We start from the raw sequence: 14,605 nt of genomic DNA on the forward strand, positions 1-14,605 counted from the left end.
GGCACTGCGCTGCTAGAAGCCCGGCCTGTCACACGGAAATCCCAGAGAATGCCCGAAGCAATAGAAGAAGAAGTGGCGCGCCGCCGCACCTTCGCGATCATCGCGCACCCGGACGCCGGCAAGACGACGCTCACCGAAAAGCTGCTGCTGTTCGGCGGCGCTATCCAGCTTGCCGGCGAGGTCAAAGCCAAGAAGGACAAGATCCAGACCCGCTCCGACTGGATGAAGATCGAGCGTGAGCGCGGCATCTCGGTCGTCACCTCGGTGATGACCTTCGAGTATGAAGACAATGTCTTCAACCTGCTCGACACGCCCGGCCACGAGGATTTCGCCGACGACACCTACCGCACGCTGTCGGCGGTCGACTCGGCGGTCATGGTCATCGATGCCGCCAAGGGCATCGAGCCGCGCACACTGAAGCTGTTCGAAGTCTGCCGGCTGCGCGACATTCCGATCATCACCTTCATCAACAAGATGGACCGCGAAAGCCGCGATCCGTTCGAGATTTTGGACGAGATCGAGCAGAAGCTGGCGCTGGATACTGCCCCCGTCACCTGGCCGATCGGCCGCGGCAAGAATTTTGCCGGCACCTATCATCTGGCGCTGAATGCCGTGCGCAGGGGCGACGCGGAGAAAGAACGCACGCCGGTTAATGGTCCCGATTCCAACCGCGTTGCTGGCCTTTTGCCAGAAAACGAACGCGAAGCCTTCATCGAGGAACTGGAGCTCGCGCGGGAAGCGTGCAGACCCCTTGATATAGAAGCCTTCCGAGAGGGCCATCTGACGCCGGTCTATTTCGGCTCGGCGCTGCGCAATTATGGCGTGCGCGACCTGATCGAGGCGCTTGGCGCTTTTGGACCGCCGCCGCGCGCGCAGGAGGCCGACACCCGCAAGGTCGAGGCAACCGAGGAGAAGATGACGTCCTTCGTCTTCAAGATCCAGGCCAACATGGATCCCAACCACCGCGACCGCATTGCCTTCGTCCGCGTCTGTTCGGGCAAGCTCGAGCGCGGCATGAAGGCCAAGCTGGTGCGTACGGGAAAGCCTATGTCGCTGTCGGCGCCGCAATTCTTCTTTGCCCGCACCCGCGTCACCGCCGACGAGGCGTTCGCCGGCGATGTCGTCGGCATTCCCAACCACGGCACGCTGCGTATTGGCGATACGCTGACCGAGGGCGAGGAAATCCTGTTCCGCGGCGTGCCGAATTTCGCACCGGAAATCCTGCGCCGCGTTCGCCTCGGCGACGCGATGAAAGCGAAAAAACTCAAGGAAGCGCTGCACCAGATGGCCGAAGAGGGCGTCGTGCAGCTGTTTTCGCCGGAGGACGGCTCGCCTGCCATCGTCGGCGTCGTCGGCGCCCTGCAGCTCGACGTGTTGAAGGAGCGGCTGAACTTCGAATACACGCTGCCGGTCGAATTCGAGATGTCGCGGTTTTCGGTCTGCCGCTGGATCTCGGCCGACGACAAGGCCGAGGTCCTGCGCTTCATCGAGGCGCATCGCGGCGACATCGCCCGCGACCTCGACAACGATCCGGTGTTCCTGGCCCAGCACGCCTTTTCGCTGAACTACGAAGCGGAACGCTGGAAGGCGATCAAGTTTGCCACGATCAAGGATTATCAGGTCCGCGACAAGGCGGCGTAAGTCGCGCTTTTTCCTTCTCCCCGTTTACGGGGAGAAGATGCCCGAAGGGCGGATGAGGGCGGCGCCAGCGTTGAAGGTTTCGCTCAGCCTTTGGCCGCTTCTTCGATCTTGGCGATGTCGATCTTGCCCATCTGCATCATCGCCGACATCACCCGGCCGGCCTTCGCCCGGTCCGCATCCCCGAGCAGCCTGGGCAATTGCTCCGGCACGACCTGCCAGGAAACGCCGAATCTGTCCTTCAGCCAGCTGCAACGGCCGGGTTCGCCACCGCCTTCGGTGAGTTTGCTCCAGAAATGGTCGACTTCAGCCTGCGTCTTGCAGTCGATCGACAGCGACATGGCCTCTGTGAATTTGTATTGGGGGCCGCCATTGAGCGCCTGGAACTGCACGCCGTCGAGTTCGAATGAGGCCACCAACACCTTGCCTTCCTGGGCGTGGCCCTGTGGCCAGCGCGTGACGCTCAACACCTTGGAATTCTTGAAGATCGATACGTAGTGGTTCATGGCCTCTTCGGCCTGGCCGTCGAACCACAGGGAGGTGGTGATCTTTTGCATTGTCTGTCTCCTTGGCATTTCTTTGGGGAAGGGTCAGGCGGCGCCCTTAGCGGCGTCCTGGAGTGAAAAAAGATAGGCGTCGAGCTGGGCGTAGCTGTTGGCCATGCCGCTGGTCATGCCGGTGCCGAGAGCGCCGTCACGGGCTGTTTGCGAAGCGTAGAGCACCGTCTGCGTTAAAAGGGTTTTGCCGGTCTGATCGGTAAAGGTCACCGTTCCGATCGTTTCGCCACCGGTCCAGTCCTCGTCGAACAGTTCGGTTGCGACGATCCGGCTCGGCCGTACGATTTCGCGATAGGCGCCGCTCATACCCATACTGCGACCGTCGCGGTGCTGCCAGACATAACGCGTCGCGCCGCCGACTCTGAGGTCGATCTCGCAGACCGTCAGACGCCAGCCGTCCGGGCCGTGCAGCCAGCCCTTCAGCAGCTCCGGCACCGTCCAGCAGTCGAAGACCATCGGCCGTGGCGCCGCGAAGAGGCGGGTGATCTGGATCTCACGGTCGCTGGGCGTGGTCACTGTCAAGGTGGCGACGGTTGAGCCGGGAAGAATTGTGGTGCTCACGATGATCCTCCTTATGTTGTCCAAGGACGGCCGGCCGGCCGGCGATCCGACACAGGTCCCGATTTTTCCGGCTATTGGTCTGCCTCGCCGGGAGCTTTTTCGGCTTGCATGGCGCCCAACAGGGCGTCGAGGCGCTGGAAATTGCCTTCCCAGATTTTGCGATAACGCTCCAGCCAGTCATTGGCCTCGGCTAGCGGCTCGGCTTCCAGCCGGCATGGCCGGCGCTGCGCGTCGCGGCCACGAGAGATCAGCCCAGCGTTTTCCAGCACCTTGAGATGCTTGGAAATAGACGGTTGGCTCATCGCGAAGGGTTCGGCGAGCTCCATGACCGAAGCTTCGCCCTGGATGAGCCGCGCAAGGATGGCGCGCCGTGTTGGATCGGCGAGCGCGGCAAAGATAGCGTCCAGCTGGTTCATCTGTCATCCATAGCCAATAAGGTATATACCCATTTGGCTATATACAGATGAATGATCCTCGTCAACCAAGTTGCGCCTTGCGTTCTGGCGCATTGCAAAATTGTGGCCAGACCGGGCTTGCGCGTCTATAACGCCTGCGGTCCGAATTCAGCTCCGCCGCGCCATGCCTGGCTGTGGCCAGCCACCAAGGAAAAAACATGCCTGCCTATCGCTCCCGCACCACCACCCATGGCCGCAACATGGCCGGCGCTCGCGGCCTCTGGCGCGCCACCGGCATGAAGGACTCGGATTTCGGCAAGCCGATCATCGCGGTGGTCAACTCCTTCACCCAGTTCGTGCCGGGCCATGTCCATCTCAAGGATCTCGGCCAGTTGGTCGCGCGCGAGATCGAGAAGGCCGGCGGCGTCGCCAAGGAATTCAACACCATCGCCGTCGACGACGGCATCGCCATGGGCCATGACGGCATGCTCTATTCGCTGCCGTCGCGCGAATTGATCGCCGACTCGGTCGAGTACATGGTCAACGCTCACTGTGCCGACGCCATGGTCTGCATCTCCAATTGCGACAAGATCACGCCCGGCATGCTGATGGCCTCGTTGCGCCTCAACATCCCGACCGTCTTCGTTTCCGGCGGTCCGATGGAAGCCGGCAAGGTGGTTCTGGCCGGCAAGACGCAGGCGCTCGACCTGGTCGATGCCATGGTCGCGGCCGCCGACGACCGAATTTCCGACGAGGACGTCAAGGTCATCGAGCGCTCGGCCTGCCCGACCTGCGGCTCCTGCTCGGGCATGTTCACCGCCAATTCGATGAATTGCTTGACCGAGGCGCTGGGCCTTTCGTTGCCGGGCAATGGCTCGACGCTGGCTACCCACGCCGACCGCAAGCGGCTGTTCGTCGAGGCCGGCCACTTGATCGTCGATCTCGCTCAGCGCTATTACGAGCAGGACGACGAAACCGCGCTGCCGCGCAACATCGCCTCGAAGGGCGCCTTCGAGAACGCTATGACGCTCGACATCGCCATGGGCGGCTCGACCAACACCGTGCTGCACATCCTGGCTGCCGCGCATGAGGGCGAGATTGATTTCGATCAGGACGACATCGACGCGCTGTCGCGCAAGGTGCCGGTGCTGTGCAAGGTTGCTCCAGCCAAGTCCGACGTGCACATGGAAGACGTCCACCGCGCCGGCGGCATCATGGCCATCCTCGGCCAGCTCGACAATGCCGGCCTGCTCAACCGCGACCTGCCGACGGTGCACACGCGAACGCTGGGCGAAGCGCTCGACCATTGGGATATTTCTCGCACGACCAGCCAGAGTGTGCGCGATTTCTTCCTCGCCGCCCCTGGTGGCGTGCCGACACAGGTCGCTTTCAGCCAGGACCGCCGCTGGGACGAACTCGATCTCGACCGCGAGAAAGGCGTCATCCGCTCGACCGAACATCCCTTTTCCAAGGATGGCGGCCTCGCCGTGCTGAAAGGCAATCTGGCGCTCGACGGCTGCATCGTGAAGACGGCCGGCGTCGATGAATCGATCCTGAAGTTCACCGGCCCGGCCCGCGTGTTCGAAAGCCAGGATTCCAGCGTCAAGGCGATCCTGTCGAACGAGATCAAGGCCGGCGATGTGGTCGTCATCCGCTATGAAGGGCCGCGCGGCGGCCCAGGCATGCAGGAAATGCTTTATCCAACCAGCTATCTGAAGTCGAAAGGGCTCGGCAAGGCCTGCGCTCTGGTCACCGACGGCCGCTTCTCCGGCGGCACCTCGGGCCTGTCGATCGGCCACGCATCGCCGGAAGCCGCCGAAGGCGGGCTGATCGGGCTCGTGCAGGAGGGCGATACGATCGAGATCGACATCCCCAACCGCAGCATCCGCCTGGCTGTCGACGATGCCGAACTGGCAGCGCGCCGTGCTGCTATGGAGGCCAGGGGCGCCCTGGCCTGGAAGCCCGAGGAAAAGCGCAAGCGCAAGGTGACGACCGCCTTACGCGCCTATGCCGCGATGGCGACCAGCGCGGCCAAGGGCGCGGTCAGGTTTGTGCCGGAATAAGGTTCGCGCCCAGGCCCCCTCATCCGGCCGCTACGCGGCCACCTTCTCCCCGCAGGGGAGAAGAGGCTGGCGCCGGCGCTGACGATCTCTTCTCCCCTCGGGGAGAAGGTGGCCCGAAGGGCCGGATAAGGGGGCTGGCTCCAACATCCGGAACACCATCACGGCATCAACTGATACTCATAAAGCTTCTGGTAAAGCCCGCCCTGCTTGAGCAAGGTCTTGTGCGGGCCGCTTTCCACCACCTTGCCGGCTTCGAGCACCACGATCGTGTCTGCCTGGTGCACGGTTGACAGACGGTGCGCGATAACGACCGTCGTGCGGCCTTCCGTCAATTGCTGCAGCGCGTCTCGGAACAGCGCTTCAGATTCGGCGTCGAGCGCGCTGGTCGCTTCGTCCAGAAGCAGGATCTCGGCATTGCGCAGCATGGCGCGTGCTATCGAGATCCGTTGGCGTTGGCCGCCCGATAGCAGGCCGCCATTCTCGCCGACATCCGTCTCGTAGCCTTTCGCCTGCGCGCTGATGAAGTCATGGGCGTTGGCCGCCTTGGCGGCGGCGATCACCTCTTGGTCGGTCGCACCCTCGCGCCCAAGCCGGATGTTGTGCATGATGGTGCCGGCAAACAGGAACGTATCCTGGCTGACATAGGCGATCTTTTCCCGCAGCGACGCCAGCGTCGCATGGGAAATGTCCTGGCCGTCGAACAGCACCTTGCCGCTCTTCGGGTCGTACATGCGCATGATCAGGTTTAGAATCGTCGACTTGCCGCCGCCGGAAGGCCCGACCAGCGCCGTCATCTTGCCGGGCGCAAGCGTCAGATCGAATCTGTCCAGCACCGGCGGCCCGTTCTGATAAGCGAAGTCGACGGCGTCGAACCGGATCTCGCCCGGTCCGGCCAGAAGCGGCTTCGCGTCGGGCTTCTCCACCAGAGTCAGCGGCTGGTCGGCGAGCTCGAACATCATGCGCACGCCGACAATACCGCTTTCCAGCGATATGCGCACGCGCGCAAGGCGCTTTGCCGGCTCATAGGCAAACAGCAGCGCCCCGATGAAGGCCATGATGTTTCCCGGCATCTGGCCGCCCTGCAAGACCAGGAAGCCGCTGACGAAGATGGCCCCGGCAATTGCCAGCCCGGCCAGCGTCTCCATCACCGGGCTTGTCGCAGCCTCCAGCGTCGCGATGTTGTTGGCCCGGTTCTCGACGTCCGACACAGCCTTGTACATGCGGTTGCGCATTGCGCCTTCGAGGTTGAAGGATTTGACGACGCGGACGCCGATTGCCGTTTCCTGCATCACCTGCACGATCTGGCCGACCGAGCGAAACTCCATCGCGGCGAACTTGCGAACACGTTTGAGGATGCGGTTGACCCCGTAGATAGCCAAGGGGCCGACGACGAAGCAGATTATAGACAAGGCTGGCTGCTGCCAGACCATGACTCCTACCAGCACAACCAGCGACAACAGGTCGCGCACATAGGACGTGACAACGAGGTCGAGCACGTTGCGCGCCGCCTGCGCATTGTTGGTCATGCGTGTGATCAGGTCGGACGAGGAGGTCGAATGGTAGAATTCGATGCCTTGCGCCAGGATTCGATCGTAGATCTTGCGCTGGCGATCGGCGATGATGGCGTTGCCGACCCGGCTCATGAAATAAGCCTGGATGAAGTTGGCGAGACCCTTGAGAATGAAGATCGTGGCGACCCCCGCCGCAATCAGGTTGACGCGGTCAATCCGCTTGAAGACCACGAATTCGTCGGTGATCTCTTTGAGAATCCAGGCGCTGGCGCCGGTCGTGGCGGCCACCACAAGCATCGACAAGATCGCGGCGCCGTAGCCAAACCTGTGCTGATAAAAGGATTCCCGGATCAACCTCGCAACGAGGCGCTGGTTTTCCGTCGAGCGGAAGAAACGAAACAAACGGCGGATCCTTGAAACCGGGACAACGAAGGCGGCTTATAGAGGGAGTTGCGGCCGGATGGAACCATCCGCGGCCGCCGCGGACAAACCGCTGTTGCAAGCGGCATCGACGGGATGCGATTTTCAGCCTCGGCTATATCAGATGATTCTTTTGACGGGATGACGACAGATGGATTTCGACCTTATCGTTCGCGGCGGCACGCTGCCTGATGGCAGGGTTGCCGACATAGGCATCAGCGGCGAGACGATCGCGGCGATCGAGCCCATTATGCAGGGTTCCGCGCGAACCGAGGTCGACGCCCGCGGCAATCTGGTCTCGCCGCCCTTCGTCGATCCGCATTTCCACATGGACGCGACGCTCTCATACGGCATTCCACGCATCAACGCGTCGGGTACGCTGCTCGAAGGCATTTCGCTATGGGGCGAGTTGAAGCCGCTTTTGACGCATGAGGCGGTGCGTGATCGCGCATTGGCCTATTGCGACTGGGCGGTGTCGATGGGCCTGCTCGCCATCCGCACCCATGTCGATGTCTGCGATGACAGGCTGCTGGCGGTCGAGGCGCTGCTCGAGGTCAAGAAGACGGTCGCTCCCTATATCGACCTGCAACTGGTCGCTTTCCCGCAGGACGGGTTTTATCGCGCTCCATCTGCGCGTGAAAACACCATTCGCGCGCTCGACATGGGCGTCGACATTGTCGGCGGCATCCCGCATTTCGAGCGCACCATGGCCGACGGCACGCGCTCGGTAACGGAGCTGTGCGAGATCGCGGCCAGGCGCGGCCTGATGGTCGACCTGCATTGCGACGAGACCGACGACCCGCTGTCGCGTCACATCGAACAGCTTGCCTATGAGACGCAGCGCCTTGGTCTGCAAAACAGGGTGGCCGGCTCGCATCTCACATCGATGCATTCGATGGACAATTACTACGTCTCGAAGCTGCTGCCGCTGATCGCCGAGGCCGGCGTCTCGGTCATTCCCAATCCGCTGATCAACATCATGCTGCAGGGCCGCCACGACACCTTCCCGAAGCGCCGCGGCCTGACTCGGGTCAAGGAGATGCTGGCGCTCGGCATTCGCGTCGGCTGGGGCCAGGATTGCGTGCTCGATCCCTGGTATTCGCTTGGCACCGCCGACATGCTCGATGTCGCCTTCATGGGTCTGCACGTTGCTCAGATGTCGAGCCCGGCCGAGATGGCGCGCTGCTTCGACATGGTCACCAACGTCAATGCCGCGATCATGGGCCTCGATCATCTCGGCCTGGCGGTCGGCAAGCGCGCCAGCCTTGTCGTCCTCGATGCCGGCAATCCGGTCGAAGCCCTGCGCTTGCGCGCCGAGCGCCTGTGCGTCATCGCCAGGGGCAAGGTGGTGGCGGAGCGGACGAAGCAGGAAACCAGGCTGTCCATCGACGGAAGGCCGGGAATGGTGAACCGGCGGCACATATCCAGCTAGATACAGCCGATTCCTGGCGCTGGTCTTACCCATTGCCCGAATTCTCCTCGTCAAAGCCGCCGCTTCCGTCTACGACGCGGCTTACTAGGGAGGAATCGGGATCGGCATGACGCAGCCCGTGGCGCAGAATTCGACGATCAGGAATGTGCTTCTGGCCGGCATTCTGCTGATGCTGGCCGGCGACTTCCTGTTTGCGCTGAACGACGCCATGGGCAAGTGGCTGGTCGCCAGCTTCTCCGTCGGTCAGGTGGTGCTGATCCGCTCCATCGGCGCCTTTTTCGTGCTTGGCCCGATGATTGCCCATCAAGGCACGGCCAAGCTGTTTCGCATGGAGCGCTTGGAGCTGCAGCTGCTGCGCGTTGTCATGACCACGCTCGACACCGCGCTCTTTTATGCCGCCGTGGTCTATCTGCCGCTTGCCGATGTCATGAGTTTCTACATGGCCGGGCCGATCTACGTTGCGGCGCTCTCGCACCTCTTGCTTGGCGAAAAGGTCGGTTGGCGCCGCTGGATGGCGATCCTGCTCGGCTTCTGCGGCGTTTTGATCATGCTGAAACCGTCCTCGGCGGCGTTCTCGCTGTCGTCGGGCTTTGCGCTGGTGGGCAGCATCTCCTTCGCCTTCGCCATCATCCTCAACCGCCGGCTGCGCGGCACCAGCGACACCAATCTGGTGACATGGCAGACTATCGGCACGCTGCTGGTCGGGGGTGTGCTGACCATCGGCGCCTGGCAGACGCCGTCGGCGCTCGATCTCGGCGCCATGCTGCTGCTCGGCATCGTCTCCTGCGGCGCGCATCTGATGATCACCAGGGCGCTCAAGCTGGCGCCGGCTTCGACATTGGCGCCGCTGCACTACACGCTGCTGCTGTGGGCGGTGGTGTTCGGACTGGCATTCTTCGGCGACGTGCCAGGCCCGCGCATACTGATCGGCTCGGGCATCGTCGTTCTGGCCGGCCTGTTCATCTTCCACCGCCAGAAAGTGGTCGAGACTGCGGTGCCGCCCGAAAACGTGCCGAAGGGCGTGAATTAGTAGGCTCAGCCCTGACGTATCGCCGCCAGGTGCCGTGAAAACTCCGTCGTCTCCATCAGCGCCTTGCAGCGCGCGAACCGACCGTCGGCATAGGCGCGAAAATCATCGACCGGATTGTTGTTGGCGAGCTGGATCAGCCCCCACAGCGTCCACAACAGGTCGCACATCGCCTTGTAGATGACGATGCGGCCGCGCTCCGCCGGCTTGGCCTCGCCGCCGAAATAGGCGCGCATCATCTCCTCATCCTGCCCCGTGTCGAATTTGCCTTCCACGCTGAGGTCGCCAAGGTCCCAGAGTGGGTCATTCATGCCCGAATACTCCCAGTCGACGATCCACATCCGCTCGCCGGTATCGAGAAAGTTCTCGCACAGCGGATCGCAGTGGCAGGCAACGAGCGGCAGCGGATAGGCGGCCAGCGCCGAGCGCACGCTCTCGGCGTCGCGCACCACGTCATGATAACCGGCGGGCAGGGCGACCTCCTTGGTGGACAGCACCTTGAGGTAATCGTCGATCATCGCGAACAATTCGAAGCGGAAGGGAAACACCGCGCCTGAATCGTGCAGCTTGCGAAAGGCCTCGCCGGCGCGGGCCGGACTGCCCGGACGTGTCCGGAATTTCTCCGGCGACATCGTTTCGGCGCCGGCGATGTAGCGTGTCACCATCACCCCGGTGCCGGGGTCGACATGCAGCACCTCGGGACTGACCCCTGCCTTTGCCGCTTCGCGTGCAGCCACTGCTTCGTTGGCCCGGTTGATGTATTCCTCGGTGCCCTTGCCGGGAATGCGCAGGCAGAAGTCGCCGGCCTTGAAGACGAGGTTGGTGAGGCCGCCCAGCCGTTCCAGCGGCCCGCTGTAGCCGGCCAGCATGGGAATGGCGTCCAGTGCCGCACGCGCCTCGTCAGTCACCATGCCTGCGCCCCCACGCCGTTATTTGTCGCAGCGACGGTTCCACAATTTTCGCGCTTTGGCTATCATCACTGCGAGATCAAAAATTGGCGGACTGGATAAAAGTGGCGGACAGCAAACATCATGGCGCGCTCGGCGCGGCCTACGCGGCAAAGCGGCCCGAAGAGGTGGCCGCACTCTATGATCGCTGGTCGGAAACCTATGACGCCGACATGTCGGCCGCCGGCTATCGCCATCCGACGATCTGCCTTGCCTTGCTGGCCCGCCATCTGCCGCGCGGTTCAGCACCGCTGCTCGATGCCGGGGCCGGCACCGGGCTCATCGGCGAATGGCTTGATATTGCTGGTTACCCGCAAGTCGAGGCACTCGATATTTCACAAGGCATGCTGGATCAGGCGGCCCGCAAGGGCGTCTATTCCGCGCTCCATTGCCTGGCGCTCGGCGGTCATCTGCCCTTTGCCGATGATGCCTATGCCGGGATCATCTCGGCCGGCGTCTTCACCTCGGGCCATGTCGGCGTCGAGGGGCTGGACGAGCTAATCCGCATCTGCCGCCCGGGCGGCGTGATCGTGCTGACGGTCAAGAACACGCTGTGGGATGCCGGCTTTGCCACGCGTGTCGGCGAGATCGAGGCGCAAGGCCTCGTCACCCGCGTCGAGGAAACGCGTCCTTACGTCTCGATGCCCGGCGAGGCCGACACGGTACCAAGCCGCGGCCTCGCTTTGCGCGTTATTTGACCTACGCTTTGACCCTGGCGCCCGCCGGATCATACATCGGCTCGAGGTGGATATTGGCCGCTGTCCTCTCCATCGCAACCACCAGTTCATAGTCGCCGGAAGCGAGAAAATCATCGCTCACCCCGTCGGCGTTGCGCACATAGCCGTAGCCGATGTTCCTGCCCAGCGTGTAGCCGTAACCGCCGCTGCTGAGATAACCGACCGGTTCGCCATTGCGCAGGATGGTTTCGCGGCCGAGCAGCACGATCTCGGGGTTGTCGACCGTGAAGCCGGCAAAGCGTTTCTTCAGTGCCGCGCCGCTGGTCTTCTCCAGCGCGCGCCGTCCAACGAAATCGGTGTTCTTGCGCAGCTTGACCGCCCAACCGAGCCCGGCTTCCTGCGGCGTGTCGTTGGGGGTGATGTCGGAGCCCCAGGCGCGATAGCCTTTTTCCAGCCGCAGCGATTCCAGCGCCCGATAGCCGACCGGGCGGATGTCATGCTTCTCGCCTGCCGCCATCAGTGCGTCGAAGACTTCGCCGGTGGCCGCGATCGGCACATGCAGTTCCCAGCCGAGTTCGCCGACATAGGTGACGCGCAGCGCCCGAACCGTGCGGCCGGCGATGGTAATCTCGCGCACATGGCCGAACGGGAAGCCGGCATTCGACACGTCGGCTCCGGTCGCCGCCGAGAGCACGTCGCGCGCCCGAGGACCCATCAGCGACAGCGTGCCGAAATCCTCGGTGACGTCGACAAGCCTGGCATCGAGCCCTTCGCCGATATGATCGCTGATCCATGAGGAATCATGCGTGCGGAAACCGGTGCCGGTGACGATATAGAATTTCTCCTCGGCCAGCCTCGCCACAGTGAGATCAGCTTCGATACCGCCGCGCGTGTTGAGAAGCTGCGTATAGGTCAGCCGGCCGACCGGCTTGCTGACGTCGTTGGCACAGATCCAGTCCAGCGCCTTCAGCGCATCAGGCCCGCTCAGCTCGTATTTGGCGAAAGACGATTGATCGAAAATGCCGACCTTTTCACGCACATGCCGGTGTTCGTCGCCGACCGCCGCGAACCAGTTCTGCCGGCCCATCGAATAGATGTCCTGCGGCTCGACGCCTTCGGGCGCGAACCAGTTCGGCCGCTCCCAGCCGAGCTTCGAGCCGAACACGGCGCGCTGCTGTTTCAGCCGCTCGTACAGCGGCGAGACGATGCGCGGCCTCCCGCTGGCGTACTCTTCATGCGGAAAGCCGATCGTATAGTGTTTGCTATAGGCCTCCAGCGTGCGGTCGCAGACCCACTGACGGTCGCGGTGCAGGTTGGAAAAGCGCCTGATGTCGACCACCCACAGGTCGAGCGGTGCTTCGTCATCGACCACCCACTGCGCCAGCACCCAGCCAGCGCCGCCGCCCGAGGCGATGCCGAAGGCGTTGAAGCCGGCGCCGACGAACATGTTGGCGCATTCGGGCGCTGTGCCGAGAATGAAATTGCCGTCCGGCGTAAAACTCTCCGGCCCGTTGATCATCTGCTTGACGCCGACGGTTTCCAGCGCCGGCACACGCGCGATCGCTTGGCTCATGTGCTGCTCGAAATGGTCGTAGTCGTCGTCGAACAGCCTGAATTCCCAATCATTGGGAACGTCGTCGCCGGGGAGACCAGTCGCCCAGGCCTGCGGGTTAGGCTCATAGCCGCCCATCACCAGCCCGCCGACTTCCTCCTTGAAATAGGTGCGTCGGTCAGGGTCGCGGATGGTCGGCGCGTCGGTCGCCAGACCGTCGATCTTCTCGGTGATGATGTACTGGTGCTTCACCGGCTGAAGCGGCACGTTGATGCCGGCCATGGCCCCCACTTGCCGCGCCCATTGGCCCGCACAGTTGACCACCTTGTCGCAGGCGATGTCGCCCTTGCTGGTCTTCACCGCCGTGATGCGGCCGTCCTTCATCTCGAAGCCGGTGACGCGAGCATCCTCGAGCAGTTTGGCGCCATGCATGCGCGCGCCCTTGGCCAGCGACTGCGTGATGTCGGAGGGGCTCGCCTGGCCGTCGGTCGGCAGCCAGGAGGCGCCGACGAGATCGCCGGTCTCCAGCAGCGGCCACATTCTTTTCACCTCGTCCGGCGACAGCAATTGCATGTCCATGCCGAAGCTTTTTGCTGTCGTCGCCAGCCTTTTGTACTCCGTCCAGCGGTCGGCATTGGTGGCGAGCCTGAGGCAGCCGGTCATCTTCCAGCCGGTGGCGAGACCGGTCTCGGCCTCCAGTCCCTTGTAGAGGTCGACGGAGTATTTCAGCACGCGGGTGATAGACGCCGACGAGCGCAATTGCCCGACAAGGCCGGCGGCATGCCAGGTCGAACCCGAGGTCAGCTTGCCCTGCTCCAGCAGCACCACGTCAGCCTTGTGGTCGCGCGCCAGATGATAGGCCGTCGAACAGCCGATGATGCCACCGCCGATGACGACGATGGCGGCCTGACTCGGCAATGTCATGATTTCTGTATCCCGTATTTTGTCCGGTAGTTTTCCAGTGCCGCGTCGAGCCGGACGAGATTTTCCTCGGTGTAGGCGACGTAGTCGATGCCCGGCGCGTCCAGATAGAGCTCGGAGACCATGCTCCACATCGCCTCGCGCAGCAGCGAGGCGCATTGCATGGCCGCGTGCGAACGGCGGATCGCATCGTCCGGTTCCTTCATGAAGTAGGCGGTCAGGAAGGCAAAAGATTCCTCGTCGCTCATGCCGGCGTTGGAGGCGGCGCCTGCGAGGTCGAACATCGCCGTGTTGAAACCGGCATATTCGAAGTCGATCAGCCATAGCCTGTTGCCGTCATCGAGAATGTTGGCCGGCAGCAGATCATTGTGGCCAAAAACGATCGGCAGCAGCTTCTGCGCGCGCTCCAGTTCGTCGGCCAGCGTCAGCAGATGCGGCAAGTCGCTGCGCTTGCGGCTGCCGCCTTCTTCAAGCGTGCGCGCATAGTCGCGAATGACATGGAACACCCAGAACATGAAGCCGGCGCCGGAGACGTGATTGGGCATTTCCCGGTGGAAGGCGCGCATCAGAGCCGCGACGCGGCCGAGATTGGCGCGCACGTCTTCCGCCAGATAGGTTTTCGCACCGAGAAATTCCGTTACCAGTATGCCCGGTTCGGCATGGCGGACGGCTGGCGCGAAACCGGCGGCATGCGCCGCCCGCGCGGTCATAACCTCGCGCTCCCGAAAGACATGGTGGAACGGATAGTCCTTGCCGAAGCGCACGACATGTCGTCCGGCCGCGTCCGTGACCACATAATTCGCGTTGCTCAGGCCGCCGGGCAGCGGTGCGATCTCGATGCCACCGGTCCAGCAGGGCAGGGCGCGGATGCGATCTTCGGCGGTCACGGAACATCCCTGGTTTG

The 14,605-nt window shown here is 63.1% G+C and carries 12 protein-coding genes; 5 read left to right on the top strand and 7 right to left on the bottom strand.

Translation table 11 applies throughout. The annotated features are described in order from the left end of the window. The first annotated feature begins 48 nt into the window (after nt 1–48). Nucleotides 49–1,641, top strand: coding sequence for a peptide chain release factor 3 (locus X735_RS149315; protein ID WP_023811658.1), 1,593 nt, complete (start codon nt 49–51; stop codon nt 1,639–1,641). Between the two features lie 83 nt (nt 1,642–1,724). On the opposite strand, the gene X735_RS149310 is transcribed toward X735_RS149315, so the two are convergent. The 3 genes from X735_RS149310 to X735_RS149300 all read right to left on the bottom strand — a co-directional run bounded on the left by X735_RS149310 (nt 1,725) and on the right by X735_RS149300 (nt 3,172). Then, nucleotides 1,725–2,195: a VOC family protein gene (locus tag X735_RS149310; protein WP_023811659.1), complete on the bottom strand. Its 471-nt coding sequence runs from the start codon at nt 2,193–2,195 to the stop codon at nt 1,725–1,727. A gap of 33 nt (nt 2,196–2,228) precedes the next feature. Beyond that, nucleotides 2,229–2,756 (bottom strand): SRPBCC family protein, encoded by a 528-nt coding sequence (locus X735_RS149305; protein ID WP_245273228.1) that lies wholly within the window; start codon nt 2,754–2,756, stop codon nt 2,229–2,231. A gap of 71 nt (nt 2,757–2,827) precedes the next feature. After that, nucleotides 2,828–3,172 carry a metalloregulator ArsR/SmtB family transcription factor gene (locus tag X735_RS149300; protein WP_023811661.1) on the bottom strand — a complete coding sequence of 115 codons (345 nt, stop codon included), beginning with the start codon at nt 3,170–3,172 and terminating at the stop codon, nt 2,828–2,830. Between the two features lie 197 nt (nt 3,173–3,369). Between X735_RS149300 and ilvD the strand changes: the two genes are divergently transcribed. Beyond that, nucleotides 3,370–5,214 carry a dihydroxy-acid dehydratase gene (gene ilvD / locus X735_RS149295; protein ID WP_023811662.1) on the top strand — a complete coding sequence of 615 codons (1,845 nt, stop codon included), beginning with the start codon at nt 3,370–3,372 and terminating at the stop codon, nt 5,212–5,214. Between the two features lie 158 nt (nt 5,215–5,372). On the opposite strand, the gene X735_RS149290 is transcribed toward ilvD, so the two are convergent. Beyond that, on the bottom strand, nt 5,373–7,127 hold the full coding sequence (locus tag X735_RS149290; RefSeq protein ID WP_023811663.1) for an ABC transporter ATP-binding protein: 1,755 nt from the start codon (nt 7,125–7,127) through the stop codon (nt 5,373–5,375). A 169-nt stretch (nt 7,128–7,296) separates the two neighbouring features. On the opposite strand from X735_RS149290, the gene X735_RS149285 reads away from it, so the two are divergent. Both X735_RS149285 and X735_RS149280 read left to right on the top strand, forming a co-directional pair. After that, nucleotides 7,297–8,577, top strand: a complete 1,281-nt coding sequence (locus tag X735_RS149285) for an amidohydrolase family protein (protein ID WP_023811664.1) — start codon at nt 7,297–7,299, stop codon at nt 8,575–8,577. Nucleotides 8,578–8,683: 106 nt separating this feature from the next. Then, the gene (locus X735_RS149280) at nt 8,684–9,607 is read left to right on the top strand and encodes a DMT family transporter (RefSeq protein WP_023811665.1); all 924 of its coding nucleotides are present in this window, start codon (nt 8,684–8,686) and stop codon (nt 9,605–9,607) included. A 5-nt stretch (nt 9,608–9,612) separates the two neighbouring features. Here the strand turns inward: X735_RS149280 and X735_RS149275 are convergent, their stop codons facing one another. Further along, the gene (locus X735_RS149275) at nt 9,613–10,515 is read right to left on the bottom strand and encodes a phosphotransferase family protein (protein WP_023811666.1); all 903 of its coding nucleotides are present in this window, start codon (nt 10,513–10,515) and stop codon (nt 9,613–9,615) included. Nucleotides 10,516–10,616: 101 nt separating this feature from the next. On the opposite strand from X735_RS149275, the gene X735_RS149270 reads away from it, so the two are divergent. Continuing rightward, nucleotides 10,617–11,249 (top strand): class I SAM-dependent methyltransferase, encoded by a 633-nt coding sequence (locus X735_RS149270; protein WP_023811667.1) that lies wholly within the window; start codon nt 10,617–10,619, stop codon nt 11,247–11,249. 1 nt (nt 11,250) lies between these two features. Here X735_RS149270 and X735_RS149265 read toward each other — a convergent pair whose 3' ends face one another. After that, a complete protein-coding gene (locus X735_RS149265) occupies nt 11,251–13,704 on the bottom strand; it encodes an FAD-dependent oxidoreductase (RefSeq protein WP_023811668.1) in 2,454 nt (817 codons plus the stop codon). Further along, nucleotides 13,701–14,588 (bottom strand): phosphotransferase family protein, encoded by an 888-nt coding sequence (locus X735_RS149260; RefSeq protein WP_023811669.1) that lies wholly within the window; start codon nt 14,586–14,588, stop codon nt 13,701–13,703. Before X735_RS149260 ends, X735_RS149265 begins: the two co-directional genes overlap by 4 nt. Between the last annotated feature and the right edge of the window lie 17 nt (nt 14,589–14,605).

The sequence above is a fragment of the Mesorhizobium sp. L2C084A000 genome, from assembly GCF_000502875.1.
Classification (GTDB): Bacteria; Pseudomonadota; Alphaproteobacteria; order Rhizobiales; family Rhizobiaceae; genus Mesorhizobium.

What these genes read in the sequence shown, in the direction of transcription:
- X735_RS149275 (WP_023811666.1), bottom strand. Translation starts at nt 10,515, where the DNA reads ATGGTGACTGACGAGGCGCGTGCGGCACTGGACGCCATTCCCATGCTG.
- X735_RS149315 (WP_023811658.1), top strand. Translation starts at nt 49, where the DNA reads ATGCCCGAAGCAATAGAAGAAGAAGTGGCGCGCCGCCGCACCTTCGCG.
- X735_RS149310 (WP_023811659.1), bottom strand. Translation starts at nt 2,195, where the DNA reads ATGCAAAAGATCACCACCTCCCTGTGGTTCGACGGCCAGGCCGAAGAG.
- X735_RS149280 (WP_023811665.1), top strand. Translation starts at nt 8,684, where the DNA reads ATGACGCAGCCCGTGGCGCAGAATTCGACGATCAGGAATGTGCTTCTG.
- X735_RS149285 (WP_023811664.1), top strand. Translation starts at nt 7,297, where the DNA reads ATGGATTTCGACCTTATCGTTCGCGGCGGCACGCTGCCTGATGGCAGG.
- X735_RS149300 (WP_023811661.1), bottom strand. Translation starts at nt 3,172, where the DNA reads ATGAACCAGCTGGACGCTATCTTTGCCGCGCTCGCCGATCCAACACGG.
- X735_RS149265 (WP_023811668.1), bottom strand. Translation starts at nt 13,704, where the DNA reads ATGACATTGCCGAGTCAGGCCGCCATCGTCGTCATCGGCGGTGGCATC.
- ilvD (WP_023811662.1), top strand. Translation starts at nt 3,370, where the DNA reads ATGCCTGCCTATCGCTCCCGCACCACCACCCATGGCCGCAACATGGCC.